19 protein-coding genes and 1 pseudogene are annotated in these 21089 nt (G+C 70.6%); 12 read left to right on the top strand and 8 right to left on the bottom strand.

Features of this window, described 5'->3' with window-relative positions:
• The first annotated feature begins 60 nt into the window (after window positions 1–60).
• The gene (locus tag IEZ17_RS15925) at window positions 61–1926 is read left to right on the top strand and encodes a choice-of-anchor C family protein (protein WP_189300599.1); all 1866 of its coding nucleotides are present in this window, start codon (window positions 61–63) and stop codon (window positions 1924–1926) included.
• Window positions 1927–1955: 29 nt separating this feature from the next.
• Here IEZ17_RS15925 and IEZ17_RS15920 read toward each other — a convergent pair whose 3' ends face one another.
• Entirely contained in the window at window positions 1956–3083 is a 1128-nt protein-coding gene (locus tag IEZ17_RS15920; protein ID WP_189300598.1) for an AfsR/SARP family transcriptional regulator, read from the bottom strand.
• A gap of 392 nt (window positions 3084–3475) precedes the next feature.
• Between IEZ17_RS15920 and IEZ17_RS15915 the strand changes: the two genes are divergently transcribed.
• A complete protein-coding gene (locus IEZ17_RS15915) occupies window positions 3476–3883 on the top strand; it encodes a hypothetical protein (protein ID WP_229852299.1) in 408 nt (135 codons plus the stop codon).
• Between the two features lie 281 nt (window positions 3884–4164).
• Here IEZ17_RS15915 and putP read toward each other — a convergent pair whose 3' ends face one another.
• Entirely contained in the window at window positions 4165–5751 is a 1587-nt protein-coding gene (gene putP, locus IEZ17_RS15910) for a sodium/proline symporter PutP (protein ID WP_229852298.1), read from the bottom strand.
• Window positions 5752–6040: 289 nt separating this feature from the next.
• Between putP and IEZ17_RS15905 the strand changes: the two genes are divergently transcribed.
• Window positions 6041–7300, top strand: coding sequence for a helix-turn-helix domain-containing protein (locus IEZ17_RS15905; protein ID WP_189300596.1), 1260 nt, complete (start codon window positions 6041–6043; stop codon window positions 7298–7300).
• Here IEZ17_RS15905 and IEZ17_RS15900 read toward each other — a convergent pair.
• A pseudogene (locus IEZ17_RS15900) lies at window positions 7280–7428 on the bottom strand (carbohydrate ABC transporter permease); the annotation flags it as partial. The gene IEZ17_RS15905 and the pseudogene IEZ17_RS15900 overlap by 21 nt on opposite strands.
• A gap of 77 nt (window positions 7429–7505) precedes the next feature.
• Entirely contained in the window at window positions 7506–8828 is a 1323-nt protein-coding gene (locus tag IEZ17_RS15895; RefSeq protein ID WP_373299833.1) for an ABC transporter substrate-binding protein, read from the bottom strand.
• 577 nt (window positions 8829–9405) lie between these two features.
• Here IEZ17_RS15895 and IEZ17_RS15890 point away from each other — a divergent pair.
• The 4 genes from IEZ17_RS15890 to IEZ17_RS42360 all read left to right on the top strand — a co-directional run bounded on the left by IEZ17_RS15890 (window position 9406) and on the right by IEZ17_RS42360 (window position 12405).
• Complete coding sequence (locus IEZ17_RS15890) at window positions 9406–10521, top strand: oxygenase MpaB family protein (protein WP_189300592.1); 1116 nt, start codon at window positions 9406–9408, stop codon at window positions 10519–10521.
• Window positions 10522–10769: 248 nt separating this feature from the next.
• Entirely contained in the window at window positions 10770–11225 is a 456-nt protein-coding gene (locus IEZ17_RS15885) for a GNAT family N-acetyltransferase (RefSeq protein ID WP_189300591.1), read from the top strand.
• A 142-nt stretch (window positions 11226–11367) separates the two neighbouring features.
• On the top strand, window positions 11368–11778 hold the full coding sequence (locus IEZ17_RS42365; RefSeq protein WP_229852296.1) for a hypothetical protein: 411 nt from the start codon (window positions 11368–11370) through the stop codon (window positions 11776–11778).
• An 18-nt stretch (window positions 11779–11796) separates the two neighbouring features.
• Window positions 11797–12405 (top strand): D-alanine--D-alanine ligase family protein, encoded by a 609-nt coding sequence (locus IEZ17_RS42360; protein WP_229852295.1) that lies wholly within the window; start codon window positions 11797–11799, stop codon window positions 12403–12405.
• Here the strand turns inward: IEZ17_RS42360 and IEZ17_RS15875 are convergent.
• Window positions 12375–13277, bottom strand: coding sequence for a hypothetical protein (locus IEZ17_RS15875; RefSeq protein WP_189300590.1), 903 nt, complete (start codon window positions 13275–13277; stop codon window positions 12375–12377). The genes IEZ17_RS42360 and IEZ17_RS15875 overlap by 31 nt on opposite strands.
• 424 nt (window positions 13278–13701) lie before the next feature.
• Here IEZ17_RS15875 and IEZ17_RS15870 point away from each other — a divergent pair, with 424 nt between their 5' ends.
• Both IEZ17_RS15870 and IEZ17_RS42355 read left to right on the top strand, forming a co-directional pair.
• Complete coding sequence (locus tag IEZ17_RS15870; protein ID WP_189300589.1) at window positions 13702–14787, top strand: hypothetical protein; 1086 nt, start codon at window positions 13702–13704, stop codon at window positions 14785–14787.
• Window positions 14788–14829: 42 nt separating this feature from the next.
• A complete protein-coding gene (locus IEZ17_RS42355) occupies window positions 14830–15030 on the top strand; it encodes a hypothetical protein (RefSeq protein WP_229852294.1) in 201 nt (66 codons plus the stop codon).
• A gap of 103 nt (window positions 15031–15133) precedes the next feature.
• Here the strand turns inward: IEZ17_RS42355 and IEZ17_RS15860 are convergent, their stop codons facing one another.
• On the bottom strand, window positions 15134–15634 hold the full coding sequence (locus IEZ17_RS15860) for a hypothetical protein (RefSeq protein WP_189300588.1): 501 nt from the start codon (window positions 15632–15634) through the stop codon (window positions 15134–15136).
• A 501-nt stretch (window positions 15635–16135) separates the two neighbouring features.
• Entirely contained in the window at window positions 16136–17053 is a 918-nt protein-coding gene (gene bla, locus IEZ17_RS15855; RefSeq protein WP_189300586.1) for a class A beta-lactamase, read from the bottom strand.
• A 142-nt stretch (window positions 17054–17195) separates the two neighbouring features.
• Between bla and IEZ17_RS15850 the strand changes: the two genes are divergently transcribed.
• The 3 genes from IEZ17_RS15850 to IEZ17_RS15840 are packed head-to-tail and all read left to right on the top strand — an operon-like array spanning window position 17196 to window position 19779.
• Entirely contained in the window at window positions 17196–18203 is a 1008-nt protein-coding gene (locus IEZ17_RS15850) for a LysR family transcriptional regulator (RefSeq protein WP_189300584.1), read from the top strand.
• Window positions 18200–19135 carry a serine hydrolase gene (locus IEZ17_RS15845; RefSeq protein WP_189300583.1) on the top strand — a complete coding sequence of 312 codons (936 nt, stop codon included), beginning with the start codon at window positions 18200–18202 and terminating at the stop codon, window positions 19133–19135. The genes IEZ17_RS15850 and IEZ17_RS15845 overlap by 4 nt, the downstream gene beginning before the upstream one ends.
• 53 nt (window positions 19136–19188) lie before the next feature.
• A complete protein-coding gene (locus IEZ17_RS15840) occupies window positions 19189–19779 on the top strand; it encodes a hypothetical protein (RefSeq protein WP_189300581.1) in 591 nt (196 codons plus the stop codon).
• Between the two features lie 42 nt (window positions 19780–19821).
• Here the strand turns inward: IEZ17_RS15840 and IEZ17_RS15835 are convergent, their stop codons facing one another.
• Window positions 19822–21087: an alpha/beta fold hydrolase gene (locus IEZ17_RS15835; protein ID WP_189300579.1), complete on the bottom strand. Its 1266-nt coding sequence runs from the start codon at window positions 21085–21087 to the stop codon at window positions 19822–19824.
• Between the last annotated feature and the right edge of the window lie 2 nt (window positions 21088–21089).

Raw genomic sequence — 21089 nt, 5'->3', positions numbered from 1 at the left:
GCTGAGGCCGGAGTGTGCGCCGGTGCGAGCGAAGGTGGCGCGGTTGAGGGGTGAACGGCGATGACAAGGGATCCACGGCAGGGAACCGGGGGCTTTGAGGGGCCGGACAACGGACACGACGCATCGACCGAACGGTCCGACGCCGAACTCGTCGTGCGCGCCCGGGGCGGGGACGACGCGTCGTTCGTGGTGCTCTACGAGCGGCACTTCGCGTCGGCCCGCCGCCTGGCCGGACTCTATGCGACCAGTCCGGCGGATGCGGAGGACCTCGCGTCCGAGGGTTTCGCCCAGGTGCTCGGCGCGATCCGGGCCGGCGGTGGCCCGCAGCGGGCCTTTCGGCCATATGTACTGACCGTGGTCCGCCGGCTCGCCGCCGGCGACATGGCACGGGAGAAACGCGCCACGCCCACGCCGGAGGTGGAGCTCTACGCGCCGTTGCTCCCCTTCGAGGACCCGGTGCTGGCCGAGCTGGAGGCGTCGCTGATCGGGCGCGCCTTCGCCGCGCTGCCCGAGCGGTGGCAGACCGTGCTGTGGCACACCGAGGTGGAGGGGGAGAGCCCGGCGCAGGTGGCGCCACTGCTGGGGTTGTCCGCCAACGCGGTTGCCGCACTGGCCTGTCGCGCGCGCGAGGGACTGCGCAAGGAGTATCTCCAGGCACACCTGTCCGAGCAGGAGATGGCACGGGAGTGCCGCAAGTGCGCCAGGAAGCTGGCCGCCTATCTGCGCGGTTCCCTGGGGCCGCGGGACCGGCGCCGGGTCGAGGAGCACCTGGACACGTGCGAACGCTGTCCCCGGCTGCTGCTGGAGCTGCGCGAGGTCTCCGGCCGGCTGCGCGCCTTTGTGGCCCCTTTGCTCCTGGGGCCGGCGTTCGGCGGGTACTTCGCCTCGCTGGTCGAGGCTTCACCGGACGGGACGGCGGAGGGAGCGGAGAACGGACCGGCACATGAGCAGGCGGACGGACCGCAGAGTCCGGAGGGGCAACGGCCGGACAGCGGGCACCTCGTGGACGACGATGGCGAACAAGGGCTGCTACGACACGGCGGAGGCGCGTGGAGCTCGGCTCCTGGTGCCGTCGTCGTCACCCTTGCCGTGGTGGGCGGTCTCACCGTCGTGACCCTGGGCGCCGCGCTGACCCTGGCGCCCGAAGACCCTGCACGTCCCCGTACGCATGGCGGGGCGCCCGTCGCGACGCCTGCCCCCTCGTCGGAACAGCCGATGACGTCCGGTCCGGCACCGGCCCCGCCGACAGGGCCCCCGTCGAGCAGCAGGTCGTTCGGGCCGGGGCCCGGCCCGGTGAAGAAGACCCCCGGAGGCGCCTCCGGTCCCGGAGACGGCGGAGCGACCACCCCCTCGGCATCCCCGTCACCCCCGGCATCCCCGTCACCCCCGTCAGCCCCGGCCCCTCCCACCAACTCGCCCCAGCCGACGCCCGGTTCGCTGGTGGCCGACGGAGACTTCGAGTCGCCGGCCGCGAAATCCCCGGTGGTCCTGTACCGCGCGGGCCAAGCCATCGGGCCGTGGCAGGTCGTCCAGAACACCGTGAATGTGGAACGCTCGGATGCCCTGCGGGCGGCGGACGGCCAGCAGTCGATCGACCTGAACGGCGATGCGCCCGGCCCCATCAACGGAGCGATCGCCCAGACCTTCACCACCACGGCCGGCCGGCCGTACACGGTCAGCTTCTACCTCGCGGGCAACGTCACCTGCGCGCCGGTCGTCAAGACACTGCGAGTCCAAGTCGACACGGTGACACGGGACTTCTCCTTCGACATCACGGGGCATTCGGCAACGAACATGGGGTGGCGGGTGGAGACGGTGCGGTTCACCGCGAAGAGCGACCGGACCACGCTGCGGTTCACGAGCACCACCGATCCCAGTAGCCAGTGCGGACCGGAGATCGACAGTGTCAAGGTCGTCAGGGCATAGATAACAGGACGCCACGGCACACCGTCCGGTCAGCAGCCGTTGGCAAGGCCGGGGCCGTCGGTCTCGATGCCGAGCGACGCGAGCATCGCGGCGTACCGGCGGCGCGCCCGCTCCGCGGCGGCGGGTGCGCCGAGGCGCCGGTAGGCACCGACCAGCAACTGCCACCCCGTGTCGTGGAAGGCATCGATGACCAGGCACTTCTCTGCGGCGGCCACCGCTTCCCGAGGATTGCCGGCGGTGAGTTCCGCGGCGGCCAGCTCCGCGGCGGCGTTGGCCGCCTGCCGGCGGTACATCTCCCGGTCGTGCTGGAGCCATTCGGCGGGGCCGTCCTCGGGCAGCAGCTCACCGTTGTACGAGGCGAGCGCGTCCCGCAGGTCCCCCACGGCCGTGTCGGTGTCCCCGACCGCCCTCGCTCGTCTGCTCCGGGTCAGCGCGGTCTGGAACGCGAGGGTGTCGAGGTAGGCGTCGGCAGGCAGATTGAGCAGGTAGGCATCGCCGCTGCGGACCACCAGTTGCGCCTTGCGGCGTTCCCGGTCCGGTTCCACCAGGCCTCGCAAACTGGAGATGGCCACCTGCAAGTTGGCGGTGGCCGACGAAGGTGGGGCGTCCGGCCACAGTGCCTCGATCAGCGCCTCCCTGTGCACCGGCCGACCTGCCCGCATGGCGAGCAGACGCATCGCGGCGCGGGCGCGGGGACGGATCTTCATCCAGTCGACGATCCGGTCCCCGATGGCCATACGGAATCCGCCGAAACACCAGATCGCCACGCGGGGAGCGCGCTCCGCACGGTGCGTGGCGGCCGGCGTCTGCGACCGTCGCGCGTCGGCGGAGGATGCGGGAGCGGTCGGCGTGACCGCACGGTGCTGATACCGGCGGGCGCCGGATTCAACGGCCGTCGGCTGGTCGGCGGCGTCGCACTGGGCGAGGAGGCGTCGGACCGCCGCGCCGAGGGCACCGGCACCGGGTTCATCGCCGTCGGCCCTCTCTGCCCCCTCGGTCCCCTGGATCAGGTGCAAGGCGATCCCGAGCAGCCACAGCCCGACATCGATCGTGGGCATGTCGGCCGGCTCAGGTCCGGTGGTGCGGTGATCGGCCCCCTTGCCGACCAGGTGGTGTCCGGGTCCGTCCGCGGCGGGCTGGGGCGCGGCGGCACTCATCTCTGCGGGCTGGAGTGCGTGACAGTTCGTATCCACGCCTATCAGTGGCGCGAAGCGCCGCCCTATGACGGCAGAACTCCAAGATTTTTTTCGGCGCCGGGTAATCGGCGCCGGCGCCCTGCGGCGCCACGTCGATCGGATACCCACCTTAGAAGCGGGCCCGGTCGCCGACAGCCGACGGGCGGGCGCACTTTCGGGCGGCCCCCGCCACCCCTTGGACCGTTCGGATGACCGCTGTGGAAGCACCGCCCGGTCGCCGAAGATATCGACAGACGCTCGGTCGGCGTGGTCCGGTGACCGCGGAGGCGCGATGACCGGGCGCGGACGACTTCGACCAAGCCGTACCAGACGTCGGTCCAGCGCGGGCCGCGTGGGTGAGAGGACGATCCGCTGTGCTTCTTGCAACCTCCCGGCGCTCCGCCCTGCCGAATGCGGTGGACTGCTCGTTACTGGCGGCCGGCATCGACTGGGACGCCGTCCGCGTGCCCCGCAGCGTGGGCGAGTGCTGCCTGGACCTCCTCGGCGGGAGCTGCGCCGCCGTGGTCGAGGATCCCCGCGAGGCGGCCCTCTATTGGTTCATCGCCGCGGGCGCGTCCGCTGGTTGGGATGTCGCCCAGACCCGTCCGCTCGGCATGACCCAGTACCTGGTGGTCCCGCCGCTGCACCGGGTCGCAGGGCCTGGGCTGCACTGGCGGATCCGTCCCCTGGAGGGACGGCTGATCACTGATGTGCGGGCACTGCGAGCGGCCGTCGAGGGTGTGATCGGGCAACCCGGCCACTCCCGGCACGCTGCCCGCTGACCGCTCCCCCGCCGGCTCCGCGCGTCTCGCCGCCCGAGGCGCCCGGAGCGCCCCGAGCGCCGTCCCAACCCCCGGGGACGGCTGGTCTGCCCGAATCCGGGCGGGCGGACCGGAAGGCCGTCCCGTCCCGCTTCCCCCGCCTCCACAGGGGAAGCGGGACGGGACGGTACGCGGTTGCTCGGCTCCGGCGCATCGAAGGGGATACGGCACCGCCCGCCGACGAGCAGTGCCACCCGCCCGGCATCGGGCAGGTGCTGCCGGCGCGCCTGCCCGCAGCGCGCTCAGCGCTTTCTGTGGACTCCGCTCGCCCTCGGCAGCCGATGAGCGGTGGCGAAGGCGCCCATGCCCTGTCTGACGGCTTTCCGGTTCGGGCTGCCCCAGGTACGCAGCGGAGGTCGGCCGACGAAGGCGCCGAAAAGCAGCGCGGAGGCCGTGGCGGCGATCACCCCCGGCACCATCTCGTAGAGGCCGGTCCGGAACGGGCCGAGCAGCGGGTCGATGAACTTCCAGAGCGCCACGGTGAGCGCACCCGCCACGATGCCGGCCATGGCTCCGGCCTTCGTCATCCGCGGCCAGTACAGCGACAGCAGGAGCACCGGGCCGAAGGAGGATCCGAACCCCGCCCAGGCGTAGGCGACGATGTCCTGTACGGCGCTGCGGCTGCTGAGCGCGATCACATAGGCGACCAGTGCGACGACGACCACGGTCCCGCGGGCCACCCACACGAGCGCCGTGTCCGAGGCCCGCCGCTTGCGGAACGCGTGGAAGAAGCCTTCGGAGAGGGACGTCGCCGAGACCAGCAGTTGACTGTCCGCAGTGGACTTGATCGCGGCGAGTACGGCCACGAGGAGAACACCGGTGACCCATGGGTTGGACAGCTGAACGGACAGGGCGATGGAGACCAACTCCGGCTCTTTGAGCGCTGGTTGGACCTGCGCGATCCCGATGAGTCCCGTGAGACTGGCACCGGTCAGGGCAACGATCACCCAGCCCACACCGATACGCCGGGCCAAGGGGATGTCGTTGGTGCTGCTGATGCCCATGAAGCGGGCCAGGATGTGGGGCTGCCCGAAGTAGCCCAGACCCCAGGCAAGCATGGAGATCACCGCGATGGCGCCGAGGGGCTGGCCGGCGCCCCACTGGCCGTGGGCGTAGCTTGCCTGTGCGCCCATGTCGAGCAGCGACGGGGTCTTGGCGGCGAGCGCGTGGAACAGCGGGCCGAAGCCCCCGAGCTGCCAGATCCCGATCAGGGGGAGGGCGACGGCCGCGAGGACCATGAGGGTGCCTTGCACCGAGTGCGAGGTACTCACGGCGCGGAAGCCGCCCAGGACGGAATAGGTGACCATCACCACGGCGAAGACCGTCAGCCCGAACGCGAAGCCGGTGCCGAAGAGTTGGCCGACGAGCAGGCCGCCCGCGATGAAGCCGCTCGCCACGTAGACGGTGAAGAACACGACGGTGACCGCCGCCGAGACGGTGCGCAGCACCCTGCTGTCGTCCTCGAACCGTTCTCCCAGGTATGCGGAGAGCGTCACGGAGTTGTTCGCCAGCTGCGTATAGACACGCAAACGGGGCGCGACGAGGCGCCAGTTGAGGTACGTACCGATGGCCAGTCCCACCGCGATCCACGTGGCACCGATCCCTGCCGCGTACACGGCACCGGGCAGGCCGATGAACAACCAGCCGGACATATCGCTGGCTTCGGCGGAAAGCGCGGCTATGAAGGCACTGAGCCGCCGACCGCCGAGGGCGAAGTCGGTGAAGGTCTGGGTCTCCTCGTATACCGCGATACCGAAGACGATCATCACGAGGAAGAAGGTCCCGAAGACGAGCATGACCGGCACCATCTGCGTGAGCTCAAGTTTCATCTTTTCTCCGTCGGCGGAGACCGGTCCTGGCCGGTGCGCGCCGAACTCTCATCGGGTCCTGGGCGGGAAGCATGTCGACAAATCGTGGAGAATGCCGCACTCCATGATTCCGGGACTCTAGGAGCACGCCCGCCCCGCGGCCAGCCTGCGGGAGGGAGCACTTTCGCGCATCGCGGCTGCCCGAAGAACCGCCCCCAAGGCGGGTGCGCGGAGCAGCACCGGACGTGAGCATGTGACGGACCGCGCAACGCGGTGATGCCCTTCCGACGGACCTGCCCGGGAGAACCGCATGACGGACACGAACACCTGCGAGCAGACACCCGGCGGCAGCGACCGTCCGCCCGTACCGGACTCGGCGCGCCGTGCTCTCACCAGCGACCTCATGCGTCTGGGCAGAATCGACGGCCCCCGGGCCGGCGTCTCGCCCGCTGCGGTCGCCAGGGGCTACGAGAAGGCGTGGCGCATCACGGAGCGGTGGCTGCCGCTGGCCGGGCAACGCCGCCTGGCCGCGTCGGGCTCGACGGCGGATCAGGCGCGGTGGGAGCGACTCATCACGGCCACTGCCCGGCCCGTCCGGCCGGCGGGGCGCCCCTCGTTCCTCGGCCTCGTGGAACTGGCAGGGAACGCCCGCGACCTGCTGCGCAGCCTGCGCGACACCGAACCGCCCTACGTTCCGGTCGTGGACGTCGCGGCACGGATCACCGAGGCCATCGAGGACGGCCACTACCTGGCCGGTGCATCGCTCAGCCCGGCCACGATCGCGGCGGACCTGCATCTCCCCGTCGGCAGTGTGAAACTCGCGCTGACCGACATGGCCGAGCAGAACGTCGTCGAGCTGAGCGCGACCGGCCGCGCCCGCCTGGCCGGGTCCGGCCGTACCGACCGCCCGCAGCAGATCGCGGACTGGCTGCGGGAACTGATCGCCGTGGGCGCCTATCCCCCCGGGACACAGCTGCCGATCCGGTCGGTACTCGCCCGCAATCTGGTCTCCGCCGAACCACCGATCTCCGCCGCGATCCGCCTCCTCATCGACGACGGAACCCTGATCTGCTACCCGGGACAGCGACCCATCGTGCGACCGGGGCACCCCCACGCGGGGACAAAGGTAACCGCCTTCGCCCGCGCGTTCGCTCAACTGCCGGGCCCCGGCGGGCCGGTGGATCCGAGCGACACCCGCATCCGCGAGGTCGTCCGCGTGGCCCAGTCCTGGTGGAAAGCCCGCCTCTCCCCGCATCCCACCACGCTGGAGCACTACCTCGCCCAACTCATCGGCATCGCCCGCCACCTCATGACCCGGGCCGGTGTCCCGGATCTGCGCATACCGGCGTACGGCGACCGGCAGAGCCCCCTGGATCGCCGGGCAACCCAGGAACGCCCCGACTCCGTGATCGTGCGCATCATCGTCGGCGCGACCAGTGCCACCCAGGCCGGCCCCGAGCACCGCGTCTGGCACACCGCGTGTCTCGCGGCGGCCGTCCACGACCTGTTGAAGCTCACCGAGGCCACCGGCGACGACGCCCCGCGGTCCTCATTTGACGGCGCCGAGTGACAGACCCTGGACGCGCTTGTCCTGGGGGCGAACCCGGCGGCGAGCACCGGGAGGGGGATGACGGTAGAAGCCGCGCAGACCTTGGCGAGGAACAGACCTTGACCGGTGACGAACCCGGTCAGGAACACCGCCTCGTCTGCGGGCCGGTGACGCCCCCTCAGACGCGGTGCGTTGCGGGCTGCGGGGGCGGGGGTCCGCGGAGCGCTCATTGCTTCCGGTACTTCTGGGCGACGTTCTCGGCCCATTCCTGTGAGTTGTGCAGGGCCTCGTCGACGGTTTCGGCTCCGGCGATGGCGTTGCTGATCTCATAGGAGACCTTGGTGCCGAGATCGGCGAACTCCGGGATGTCGACGAACTGAACGCCGATCGTGGGCCGCGGCTGGCGACCGGGGTTGCGGGGATCGGTGCCCTTGATCGCACTGCGGGTGACATCGGCGAACGCGGATGCCGCGGCACGGTAGTGCGGGTTGACGTACATGGAGGCGCGGGTACCGGCGGGCACATCGGCCCATCCGCTGGTCCGCCCTACGAGCTGCTGGTACTGCTTGCCCGAGGCCCAGGAGAGGAACTGCCAGGCGTCGTCGGGGTGTGCGGACGTCTTCCGCACACCCCAGGCCCAGGTGTAGAGCCAGCCCGAACTGGTGGTCTTCTCGACCGGGGCGGGAGCGTAGCCGATCTTGCCCTGCACCTGCGAGTCCGCGGCCTCCAGCGAGCCGGCCGCGGCCGTGGAGTCGTACCACATGGCGGTCCCACCGTGCGTGAAGTCCTTCAGGCACTCGGCGTACCCGGCCTCGGCAGCACCGGCCTCACCGTGCTTGCGGACCAGGTCGACGTAGAAGTCGGTGGCGGATTCGAAGGCGGGGGCGCTGAGTTGCGCCTCCCAGTCCTTGGTGAACCACGTTCCGCCGAAGGTGTTGACGACGGTGGTGAACGGAGCGACCAGCTCGCCCCAACCCGGCTGGCCACGCAGGCAGATGCCTTTCATACCAGGCCGGGCGCCGTCGGCCTGAGCCGCCAGATCGGCGACCTGTCGCCATGTGGGATGGGCCGGCATGGTCAGCCCCTTGGCGGCGAACACGTCCTTGCGGTACATCAGGAAGGACGACTCGCCGTAGAACGGTTCCGCGTACAGCTTGCCGTCGTCCGCCGTCAGCGACTCCCGCATCGGCACGAGAATGTCTGCCTGGTCGAACGCCGCATCCTTCGACGCCCGCCCGTCGAGCGGCAGCAGCCACTGGTTCTTGGCGTAGAACGGCACCTCGTAATTGCTGATGGTGGCGACGTCGTACCTCCCGGCCGGACTGGAGAAATCCTGACCGACCTTGTCCCGGACATCGTTCTCCGGCAGCACGGTGAAATTGACCTTGATACCGGTCTCTTTGGTGAAGTGCTCCGCGGTGAGCTTCTGCACCTCCAGCATCTGCGGATTGTTCACCATCAGCACGTTGATGACGTGGTCCCCCGACGAACCACCGGCACCCCCGGCACCGGCACACCCCGCAACAAGCGCCCCGACTGCTAACGCCACGACCGCGGTGCGTACCCGGAGTTCCCTGCGAACGGTTCGGCTCACCCTGATCGGCTCCTCTGATCGGCCCACCTGATGGTGACCGCCCCGTCCCTCTCCGTCCGTACGGAGAGGGAAGACGCCCGGGGCAGCCTTGAGAAGACTTGCCCGTTCGCCCCACCACCACAACCGGGCAGAAACCGCCGTCCCCCTCGGGGGAGAGGGACGGCAGTCGGGGCAGGGCATCAGCGCGCGCCGCAGTCGCTCCCGCTACGGCCGCCCCTCAGCCATGCCCCAACAGCATCGACCTGGCGGGCGCTGCCGGAAACGGCCGTGCGGGCGGCCGATCGGGCAGCTCCGTGCGGACGATCGGGCGGCAACGCAGGCAGGCCGACTCGACCGCCGAGGCCTGTTGCGTCACGCCCCCTAGTTGCCCTCGTGCGTCCGGCATACACCCGCGGGCGACCAGAGCCGGGCATGCAGCACCACGGCGGCCAGAACTCCCGTTCGCCATGCCCTCGTCCGAGTGAGAGTGCCGCTCGCGGTGGCAGGTGGCTGATAGGGGTGTCGCCGACAGAACACTTCAAGGGAGGCTGACATGGCCGCAGGCCGGTGGACGGACGAACAGCTCAACGCGTTGCGGCGTACGGGAGACCCGTTGGCTGACGCCGCGATCAGCGAGACCTACGCGCTGGGGCGGCAGGAGCAGGTGCGTCAGACGCTGCTCGGCTTCGGGCGCAACAGCGACGCGATCCCCGACGGCCTGCCCCCGCAGTTGCAGCGGTACTTCGAGGAGAGCGCCGTGCTCCCGGGCTGGGCCGATGCGGCACTGCTGGACCGCAGTCATGTGCTGCTGGGCCGCTACCAGTCGCAGATCGTCTCCACGCTGCTGTGCGGCTCGCTCCCGCTGTGCTACGGGTGTGGCAACGGGGCCCAGGTGCTGGCGCGTTCACAGCGGTTGACCTCGGGGGTGTACCGGCGGCTGATGGAAACCGCGCAGTTCGTCGTCGATGTGCTCGACAAGGGCGGACTGGGCCCGGACGGCCGGGGGCTGCGCTCGGCGCAGAAGATCCGCCTGCTCCACGCCACCATGCGGTACCACACCAGTCAGTTGGGCGACTGGGACGCCGACACGTGGGGCCTCCCGGTCAATCAGGAGGACCTCGCCGGAACGCTGATGAGCTTCTCGGTGGAGATCCCGCGCGGCCTGGCACGGCTGGGGGTCGAGCTGCCGCGCCAGGACCGGGACGCCCTCTTCCACACCTGGCGGGTCATCGGGCACGTGCTGGGCGTCACGGGGGAGGTCAATCCGGCGACCTTCGACGACGGCACCCAGATGTTCGACACCATCCTGGCGCGGCAGCAGCGCCCGACCGAGGCGGGGACCGCACTCACCAAGGCCGTGCTGGACTTCATCCGCGACGTGCTGCCCGGCCCGGCGTTCGCGGGTGTCGGCCCGACACTGATCCGCCATCTGATCGGCGACGAGGCGGCCGACCTCGTACAGGTCCCGGCAGCCGACGCCACCAAGGCGCTGTTGCAGGCGCAGTCCGCGTTGAACCTCGGCTACAGCAAGGGAAGCGACGCGGTGCCGGTAGTCGCGAACGCGGCCGGCGAGTTGGGCACGGTGATCTTCAAGTCGGGCCTCCGGCTCACCAACAAGGGCCGCCGCCACGAATGGCAGGTACCTACCGGACTCACCGCCGCTACCTGACCGGTCGGGGGGAGGCACACCGGTGCTCGTCCCCTGACTTTCAGGTGCCTACGAGTGGCCAGGCGATTGCGGTTGGGGCGCACCGGTCCAGGCCATGCTCGATCCGGAAGGCAACGAGTTCTGCTGCGTCACCGCCTGACCAGCGGGCGGCCTACGGCCACTCCCCTTTCATCGGACACCGAACAGCAACTTGGGTTTTCCAAGTAGTTACTTGGAAAACCCAAGCGCGATGGGTACGCTACTTCTTCATGACCATCAGCAGGGAAGACGGATACGAGCTGTCCACGGACCCGGACCGCCTCGATGTCGACCTGGTGCATCGCTGGCTCTCGACGGACGCGTTCTGGGCGTTGGGCCGCAGCCGGGAAACGGTCGAGCAGTCGGTACGCGGCTCCGTGAACTTCGCCGTCCATGACGCCGCCGGATCCCAGGTCGCTTACGCACGCGTCGTCACCGACCGGGCCACTTTCGCCTGGCACTGCGACGTCTATGTCGCTCCTGCGCACCGCGGCAAGGGCCTCGGCACCTGGATAGCCGGCGCGGTTCGCGACCACCTCGCCCCCTACCAGCTCAAGCGCGTCCTGCTCTCCACCCGCGACGCTCACGAGGTCTACGCGAAGGCGGGCTTCGCGCCCGTCCCGAACCCCGAAGACTTGATGATCTTGAATCGGCGCCGTGAACCGACCGGACACAGGGCCAACTGATGGCTGCGCAAAGGCACTCAGTCGGCCGGCTCGGGTTCGGGTTCGGGTTCGGGTTCGGGTTCGGGTTCGGGTTCGGGTTCGGGTTCGGGTTCGGGTTCGGGTTCGGGTGCGAAACGGTGCGAAGAGGGGCGAGGAGTCAGGTATGCGAGTGGTGATCCTGTGTGGTGGGGGGAGCTCCGAGCGGGACGTCTCCCTGGCCTCGGGCCGGTCCGTAACCCGGGCTCTGCTCGATCGGCGGCATGAGGTGGTGCTCGTCGACCCGGCTGCTGCGGTCCCGGACCTGGCCGGGCCGCTGTATCCCGGTGATGTGGTCGACGGGCTCACGGTGGGGAGGGAACCACCGCCCCGCTCGGACCGGCATCGGTTGAGGCGGCGCATGCACGCCGCCCTGACCGGCGGTACGGTCCTGAAGCTGCTACGCGGCGCCGAGTTGGTGTTCCTGGCGTTGCACGGCGGCTGGGGCGAGGACGGGCATGTACAGGCACTGCTCGAAATGGCGGGCGTGCGGTTCACCGGTGCGGGCAGCGGGGCCTGTGCGGCGGCCTGGCACTAGGGACGGGCGCGAGCGTCGGTGGGTGCGGCCGGTGTACCGGTCGTCGAGCGGGTGCTGTGGCGGCCTAGGGCTTGTGAGGTGCCGCCGGACGTCGAGCGGCTGGTTGCGGACGGGCCGGTGGTGGTCAAGCCGGTTGCGGACGGTTCGAGCGTCGCGGTCCACCGTGTCGACTCGCTCTCACAACTGGCGAAGGTGACTGCCGGGGCGCGCTCCCGGGACGTGGAGCTACTGGTGGAACCGTTCCTTCCCGGGCGGGAGTTCACCGTGGGCGTGGTCGGCGGCCACGTGCTCCCGGTGGTCGAGATCGAGCTGACGACTGCGGTGTTCGACTACACGGCCAAGTATCAGCCCGGGGCGGTCGGCGAAGTGTGCCCGGCGCGGGTGCCGGCCGACTTCGCCTCCCGACTCCAGGAGTTGTCCCTGCGCGCGCACCAGGCACTCGGGTTCGGCGAGGACGCGTACTCACGCACCGACTTCCGTTGCGACACCGGCGGCGAGCCGATGTGCATCGAAGTCAACGCGCTCCCCGGCCTGACGGCGACGAGTCCGCTGCCGCTCGCGGCGACCGGAGCCGGCTGGACCTACCCCGACCTGATTCAGCGCATCATGGACCTCTCGACCTGCTGAGCACGGACGGACATCCCGAACCGTCGGCGTGGGCTGCCGGCGCTGCCAACGCCGTACACGTGGCCGAAGGCGCCGAGGCTGCCTGCCGTAGGCCATCCCCCGGCGCATTGCCCCTCCGCGGCCCGTGGTCGTGCCTGGTGTCCTGTCCGCCCGTTCGCACCAGGCCGTACCGACCTGCCCGTCGTGCTGTCGAGTTGGGCCCACTGCCGTTCGGCGGCTGCCCGGCGGTCCTCCGCGATCACCTGGATCGTGAAGTCGGGGAGCAGTGAGATCTGGTGCAGAATGCCGTCGCCGCCGCCCAGTTGAGGGAAGTCCTTTGTCAGCTCCTTGTCGGTGCACAGTTCCATGAGCACCTGCTTGGGCGGCGCGCCGTTGAAGTCGTAGTAGCCGAACGTGGGCCCGGCGTTCCTGCCGGCGTTCGGGCCGCTCTTGATGGGCGCGCTGACCAGGATCTTGGCGACGGGAGAGAGGACTCCCTGCATGGCGGCGATGAAACCGCGTTCGAGGCCGTACCGCTCGGACGTCGGTTTCGGCAGATGCTGCGAGGGGTCGGGGTCGTCCGCCGGGGCCTGGTAGAGCGCGTCCAGCAGCGCCAGCACGTAGCAGCAGGCCGCGTCGGAGAGTTGAGCCGGCTTCCCGAGCGATCCGGTGAAGTCGCTCGCCTTCGGGTCCGTCATCACCGGCCAGACGGCCTCCGAGCTGTCGATGGTGTACTTCTCCTGTCCGGAGGCGTCGCACACCACACCGATGCCGTCGACGTGGTCGCGGATGCGTGTGAACTTCTCGTAGTGGGAGTCCTCCTGCTCGTCCGGGGCGCCTTCGCCCTGGGACACGATGATGTAGCAGGCGTCGAGGGCGCTGCTCTGGTCCACGACGGCGAGGGGCGGGGCGCGCCTCCCCACTGAGTGTCCGGCGGGTGGCCCGGCGGCGGGCGCCGGAGGGGAACCGCCGGTGCGTTCACCTTTGCCGGCGGTGACGGTCCGCAACCTCACGAGGGTCCCGCCACCGACCGCTCCGCTTGGGCATCCGGTCCGGGAGTAGCCGCTCGTTTTTGTCCTCGACCGTTCGCCGAGCCGCTGGACATCATCGCCCGCGCCCCCCGCTACCATTCCGTCTCGGCGCGGGTCGGTGGATCTTGCCGTGCACCGTCGGCCGGCCAGGTCGGCCGGGAGCGCCTCGGCCGGGATGCCGACCGGCCCCGGCCGTCGAGGATTCGCCGAGGCCGCTGACGAGCCGTCCGCCCGTGGCGGCACGCTCGTTCACGCGGACCCTCGGTCGGAGAGCAAGGTGACTGTGGTGCGGGTATTGCTGGGTATCGCCGGTGCCGTCGTCGTGCTCGGGATCTTCTCCTCGGTACTGCGCACCCTGGTGATCCCCCGGCCGACGCGTTCCGGCTTCACCCAGGTCGTGCAGCGCCTGGTCCACCACGCGTTCCAACTGGTCGCCGACCGGTCGACGAACGCGGAGACCAAGGACCGGGTGCTCGCGCCGGTGGCGCCGCTGGCCATCGTGGTGACTCTGATCAGCTGGCTGGCGTCGTTCCTGGTCGGCTTCGCCCTGCTGGAGGCCGCCGTCAGCCAGCTCGGCGCACGGGAGGCACTGACCGAGTCCGGTTCGTCGCTGCTCACGCTCGGCTTCGCCAGCGGCAACCGGGCCACGTTGACCGTCATCGACTTCTGCGCCGCCGCCACCGGCCCCATCGTCATCGGCCTCCAGGTCGGGTACCTGCCCACCCTCTACAGCGCCTACCAGAGCCGCGAGACCGAGGTCACCCTGCTCCAGGCCCGTGCGGGCTCGCCGCCCTGGGGGCCGGAGATCCTGGTGCGATACGCGCAGGTCGAGCTACTGGACAGCCTCATCGAGCTGTTCCGCAACTGGGAGCGGTGGAGCGCCGCGGTGAGCGAGAGCCACACCACCTACCCGGTCCTGATCCACTTCCGGTCACCCAAGGCCACCCGCAACTGGCTGATCGCGCTGCTCGCCGTCATGGACGCCGCGGCGCTGCGGATGGCCTTCAACCCGTCCCAGCCGAAGTCGCAGATCCGGCTGGCGCTGCGGGCGGGCTTCGTCTGCCTACGCGACATCGCAGACATACGCGGCATCCCGTACGATCCCGATCCGCGTCCCGACGACCCTGTCCAACTCACCTACCAGGACTTCCTGATGGGGGTCGAGCGACTGCGGGAGCGTGACTACCCGATGGAGCGCACCCCCGAGGAGGCGTGGCCGCACTTCCGCGGCTGGCGGGTCAACTACGAGTCGATCGCCTACCGGCTGGCTCAGGACATCGACGCGGTTCCGGCCCCGTGGTCCGGGCCGCGCCGCACCCCCGTGAGCATCCGGACCCCGCGCACCCCGATCGACCGGCGCCCCGTCGCCTAGGCAGTTTCGTTTGGATCGGCAGGCCGTCATCCGGGTGCGCCGTTGACCGGTGTGCGGTGGGCGCGGAGCGAGCCGTGGTTCCCGGACCGGACGCCCGAGCGGGATGGCCGGTGGTGGGACCACCGGCAGGCGATCGAGGAGGAGAGGCTGCACCGTGCCTGGACGGCCCGCGACCGGTACGGCCCGGCGCGCGCCTCGGTGCGCACCTGGCTGTACCGGATGGCCGTACTCGTTCATGCGTGAGGTGTGGGAGTACGACGCCGACGAGTAAACGTCAACGCTACGGTGTCCACCCCCGAACCCGGGGCGGACGCCGTGCTGTTGCCGTACCGGTACGCGACCGCCGCTACTTCGACGGGGCGGTGGTCCTGGGCGCCGTCGTCTCCGTCCCCTCCGCCCACCGGTTCAGGCCCTTCCCGGTGGACGCCTCCGGAGACATCGATGACGGGCGGTGACCGTCCTGCCATCGAGGGGCCAGGACGGTGATGGTGGCGAGACCGATCGCAAGAGGAAGTTCGCACACGGCGGCCATGGCCACTGCTTCGAGATGGTCGGTGCCCTTGGCGGCGGTGGTCACATCGAACCAGGCATCCACGGCGAAGAGCGTGGCGGTCACCGCAGCGATGGGACCTGCTGCGGCGCGCCGGTGCCATATCAGGAGGCCGGTGAGCAGCAAGCCGACCACTTCCATGGCGTCCAGCCCGATCCAGGCGGTGTCCCAGTGGCGAACCCTGGCATGGCTTTTCAGGGTCAGTCCAAGGAACACCATCCAGACGGCCAGCGCCACCGCCACGCCGACCAGGCCCCAGACCACTCGCCGCCGGTTACCCCCCACGCGCCCGAACACGATCGCTTCCTGCCTTTCCCCTGTGCGTCGCGGCACCGCCGTCGCGACGTCTGCCCTTGCCGGCCTCATGGGCCGGGAGCAGATCACGCACGGTACCTCCCGTTTCCTGTGGAACGGACGGCCTCCCCGCGCCTTCCGCACCATCGTGGGGAGAACATAACCAGACATCTTGTGGGTTGTCTGTGGAAATGCTGGGTGCGCCGGCAGGGCCGGCCGGCACGGGCGCAGCGTCGTGGGTCGGGCGCGGCGACTCCCGGAACGCCGCGGCGGCCGGTCGCTTCGCCTACCGCCTGGAAAGTCGCCGGAAGCAGGAGCGCGTCAGGTGAGTGCAGGGACGAGCTGCCTTGTCGTTTCGGCGATCAGGTCGTCCCGGGATGAGAGGGAGTCGACGTCGACTGCGGTGTAGGTGACGCACCGGTCCCGGCCGCCGAGTGGGGTGCGGTGCAGGACCGCCACGGCGGCGAGGGGCTTGAAGGTGGAGCAGCGTGAAGGGGCCGGACGTCACTCGCCCGGGGCGAGAGTGCGCGCGACGATGCGCGCTGCGGCGGCGATCGGCGCGTTGTCGACCGGAGCGTCCCGGGTGGGCTTCGACGTCAGTACGGCCAGCACGATCGGTGTCTTCCTGGTCGTCCAGGCAACGCCGACGTCGTTGGCGCTCGCGTAGTCGCCGGTGCCCGTCTTGTCCCCGACCGTCCAGCCCTTCGGCAGCCCGGCGCGGAACCGTTCTCCGCTGGTGGTGTTGCCCTTGAGCCAGGTGACGAGTTGCGCGCGATCGGCATCTGCCAGTGCCCGCCCCACCGTCAGCCGCTCGTAGCTCCCGCCGATCGCCTCGGGGGTGGTGGTGTCGCGCAGGTCGCCGGGGACGGCGAGGTTCAGGTCGGTCTCCCAACGGTCCAGTCGGCTGACGTGGTCGCCGATCGAACGGAAGAACCGCGTGAGGCCGGCCGGGCCCCCGATCTGGCGCAGCAGGAGGTTCCCCGCCGCATTGTCGCTGTACTGGATCGCCGCCGCGCACAGGTCGCCCACCGCCATGCCGGTGTCCACGTGCTGTGCGGTCTTCGGAGAGTGCGGCAGGATGTCCGCGGGCGGGTAGTGGATCACCTTGTCCAGTGGCGCGCAGCGCGCCTGATCCCGCAGGACCGCTGCGGCGGCGACCGTCTTGAACGTCGAGCACATCGCGAACCGCTCCTGCGCGCGGTGGGCGACGACCTGCCCGGTGCGGACGTTGCGGGCGTACACGCCGAGGCGCAGCCCGTACCGCTGCTCCAGTTCGCGCAACTCGCCCTCGGCGCCCCGCCGTTGGGAGGCTGCGGTCGCCGAGGCGGCCGGCGATGTCGCGGCGGTCGTGAGCAGGGCGGTGGACACCACGAGGCCGGCCTTCAACAGGCCGCGTCGCGGCAGGGGGGTGGCACTGGTCATGTGCAGAGGTCTCCCGTACTCGTCGTCGGTTCCCCGAAGCTCCGCCTCCGCGGAGTTCGACGAGGACAGCGAAACAGCCGGACTCCACCCATGTCCAAGAGTGAACTTTGAAGGACTCATAACTTCTTGATATGACTGCTGCGTGGACCTACTCGCGCACCTTGAGGCCTACGTCGCGGCCGTCGACGAGGCGAGCTTCTCGCGCGCGGCCGAGCGGCTCGGAATAGCCCAGCCGCTCCTCAGCCGGCGCATCAAGACGCTGGAGGAGCACTTCGACGGCCAGCTCTTCGACCGTTCGCGGCGCCAGGTCACGACCACCGAACTGGGTCACCTCCTCCTGCCCTACGCCCAGGACGTGCTGGACCGGGCACAGCGGTTGGGCCATGTCGCACGGTCGGCACGGCAGTCGGCGGTACATGGCGTCGGGGTGCCTGCGGACTGCGGGCCTGCCGCCCTGGCACGGGTCATCCGCGCCGGGGCCGAGCGCGGCATCACGTTCGGTGTGCAGGAGCTCCCGCCGGACGAACGCGAGGCGGGCCTGGCCGACACCTCGCTGGCGTATGCGCTGGTACGCGTCCCCCCGGAGCACGCCGCGCTTCGGGTACCGCTCGGCCTGGCGTCCGCACCGCCGCCCGCACCGGAAGGTGCCTGTGCCGACCGGCCCGAGGTCCGGCAGCGGACTCGTCGCCGCGCGATCCATCTGGAGGATCTGCGGCCCCCGCGCGGTAGCGGTGCGACCCGCGGGCGGCCGGCTGCGGTGCCGCTCCTCACCATGATCGAGGACCAAGTCCCCTTCGCGCAGGACCGGTTGCGTCGCGCGGTCGCGCGGGCCGGGCTGCCGGAAGGTACGGTCCGGCCGGCCGGACCGATGGCGACCGCCCTCGCCGAGATGCTCGCGGGACAGGTGACGCTGCTGTGCACCGAGCCGTTCGCGCGGCGGCACGGGGCGAACTGGGCGCCGCTGGGAGACGCCTCGCTGCACCGGGGGTACGACGCCGGCGCGGCACGCCGCCGCGGGGACGAGGCGAACGTACCGGACTGGCTGGCCGCACTGCTGGCCGCCGCGGTCGGCGCCGCGGCGACCGCGCCCACCACGGCACCCGATGCCGCGGGCGAGGACGCCCCGTCCCGACTGGCGGCGCGCGGATGAGCGCCGCCCCGGCAAACCGCCCGGTCTGTGTCGCCGACGACGTGGACCTTCTCGACGTGGCCGAGGCCATCGCCGCCGACTGGGCCGCCCTCGGTGTCCGCGGATCGTTCCTCGCCCGCCACATCGACACCGGCGAGCAACTCGGCTTCGCCGTCGACGAACCGGTACCGCTCGCGTCGGTGGTCAAGGTCCCGCTCGCCCTCGTCGCGCTGGACCGGATCGCGGCCGGGAAGCTCGACGCGGCGCAGCCCGTGTTCGTCGACCCGTCCACGAGCAGTGTCGGACCCACCGGGCTTGCGGCGTTCCGCCACCCGGCCACCGTGGCCGTCGGCGACCTCCTCCATCTGATGCTCTCGGTGAGCGACAACGCCGCCGCCGACGCGTTGCTCGACCTGGTCCCGGTGGTGGACGTCGACGCCCGTCTGCGCGCCTGGGGGTGCTCCGGCATCCGGATGCGGCACCGGCTCAACCGCATGTACGAGTGCGCCGCCGGCGCCGCGGGCAAGGACTTCTCGCTCGCCCTGGAACTGGCCATCCGCGACGACCACTCGGGGCGGCACACCATCGAGACCCTGGACCCGGAACACGCCAACCTCGGCAGCGCAGCGGCTCTGGTCGACCTCCTCCGGCGCGTGTGGCAGGACGACATCGCCCATCCCGAAGCGACCGCGGAACTACGACGGTTGATGGGACGGCAGGTCTTCACACAGCGCCTGGCGAGCGAACTGCGCGCGGACACACTCCGGTTGCACGGCAAGACCGGAACCTTCCTGCACCTGCGACACGAGATCGGCGTGGTCGAGGCCGCCGGCGGCGACCGGGTGGCGATGGCGGCCCTCACCCGCTCCGACCGCCGGGCCAACCTGGCGCCCGACATCGACCTCGCCATCGGCACAAGCGCACGACACGCCTTCGAGGCCCTTCGCCGCTGACCGCGTCAGCACGGTTCGGCACCGAATCGCCCCGCCGTGGCAGAGTTGCCCGCATGTCTCTCTCCACCGTTCGACAGCGAAGACATCTCGCCGCTCTGCTCCTCCTCGGCGCCGTCATACCCCTGACCGCCTGCGGTCAGCAGCGCGTCGCCGCCGGCGCCCCCAGCGCACCCCACAGCGCCGGCCCCGCCGGCCCCGGCGCCTCCCCCTACAGGGAACCCGGAGCGCACGACGGAGCCCCCCACTACCGCGAGAACAACGCCGGCCGCCAACCCCGCGACATGTCCCCCGGCAGCAAAAGGGACGCCCAACGGGAAGCCGACCGCATGGAACCCGTCCTCAAAAACCTCTGGAATCAGGGGAAATGGGACCCCGACAGCGTCCGCTCGGCGATGCTCGCACTCGGATACCAGCAACAGCGGACCGGTCCCGAAGGCGAGCACCTCGGCGGACAACTCGACGTGCGGAGCATGGAACCGCGCTTCGAAAGCGACCACTACGTCACGGCTCCAGGTGCCCGAATCGGTCTCCGCGTGCACAACGACGCCTGCGTCACCGCATTCATCCAGAAGACCAACTACCAGGTCCAGGTCAACGGTCCGTACCTGGAAACCGGCTGTTTCGAACCGCCCTTCGCGCACTGACAACCACGCCGGGCCGGGTCGGCGGCAGCCGGTCCGGGGATGTCAGACGCGGCCCGCGGCCAGGTCCATCAGGCGGGCGAGGACCCGGTCGCCGGAGGCGGCGAGCCCGTCGTGTTCCCATTCGTTGGTGACCCAGGCGCGCGCGGTGCCGATGGTGCGGGCGGTGTCGAGGGACAGGCCGGCGTCCACATAGATGTCGTCGTGGTAGACGACTGCGGCGAGCGGGACGGTGTTGGCGGCGAGGCGGGCCGGGTCGTACAGGGGCGGCCAGTCGGTGCGGCGCGCGAGCCTGTCGGCGGCGTCCGCGAAGGGGCGCAGGCCGCGGATGTCCTCGAACATCCAGGGGTAGATCATCTCGCCGGTGAGCAGCAGGGGATCGGCGTCCTCGGCGAACTCGGGGAGGGCGGCGTGGGTGCGGGAGGCCGACCAGCCGGTGGGGCCGGCGCCCTGTCCGTAGAGGGTTTCCTGGAGGACGGCGTAGAGCGGGTTGTCGGTGAAGCCGGTCAGGGCCATCGCCTGGTACAGGAAGGTGTCGGTCAACTCACCGTTGCCGTCGAGGGCTTCGTCGAGGAGCCAGTGCAGGCGCTCGAACCCGTCGCCCATGCCGAGGACCATGCCGAGGGTGCGCAGGCGGCGGACGGTGAGGCGGTCGCCGTCGGGCAGCCGTATGTCCTGGGACGCGAGCAGGTCGGCTATGTGGCGCAGGCGCGGGGCGTCGTCGGGGTATCGGGCGTAGTGGTCGCGGACCCGGTCCCGTACCCGGGGGAAGGTGCGTGCGTAGACGTCGTCGGCGGTGGCGGTCAGGCCCGGCAGGCCGCCGGCGACGTAGCACGCCCTGAGCCCTTCGGGTGCCTGGGAGAGGTAGGTGAGGGTGAGGAAGCCGCCGTAGCTCTGACCGAGGGTTTCCCAGGGTTGTCCGTCGGACAACTCGCGGCGTATCAGTTCGGCGTCGGCCACGATGGAGTCGGCCCTGAAGTGGCCGAGATGTGCGGCGAGTCGGTCGGGATCGGGGAAGCGTGCGGCGGCTCGTGCGGTGAGCGGGGTGGAGCGGCCGGTGCCGCGCTGGTCGAGGAGGAGGACGCGGTGTGTCTTCAGAGCGTGGGCCAGCCAGCCGGGCGACTTTCCCGATGGGCGGGGGGACTTGCCGCCCGGGCCGCCCTGAAGAAAGAGCAGCCAGGGCAGTTGCTCGCCGGCGCGGGACGGGTCGGCGATCTCGCGGGCGAAGACCTGGAGGGTGTCGCCGCCGGGGTCGGTGTGGTCCAGCGGGACGGTGAAGACGTGGTCGACGGTGGCGTATGCGGGGTTCATGG

Source organism: Streptomyces albospinus (assembly GCF_014648695.1).
Lineage (GTDB): Bacteria > Actinomycetota > Actinomycetes > Streptomycetales > Streptomycetaceae > Streptomyces > Streptomyces albospinus.
This window is presented reverse-complemented; position numbering and strand designations above follow the sequence as displayed.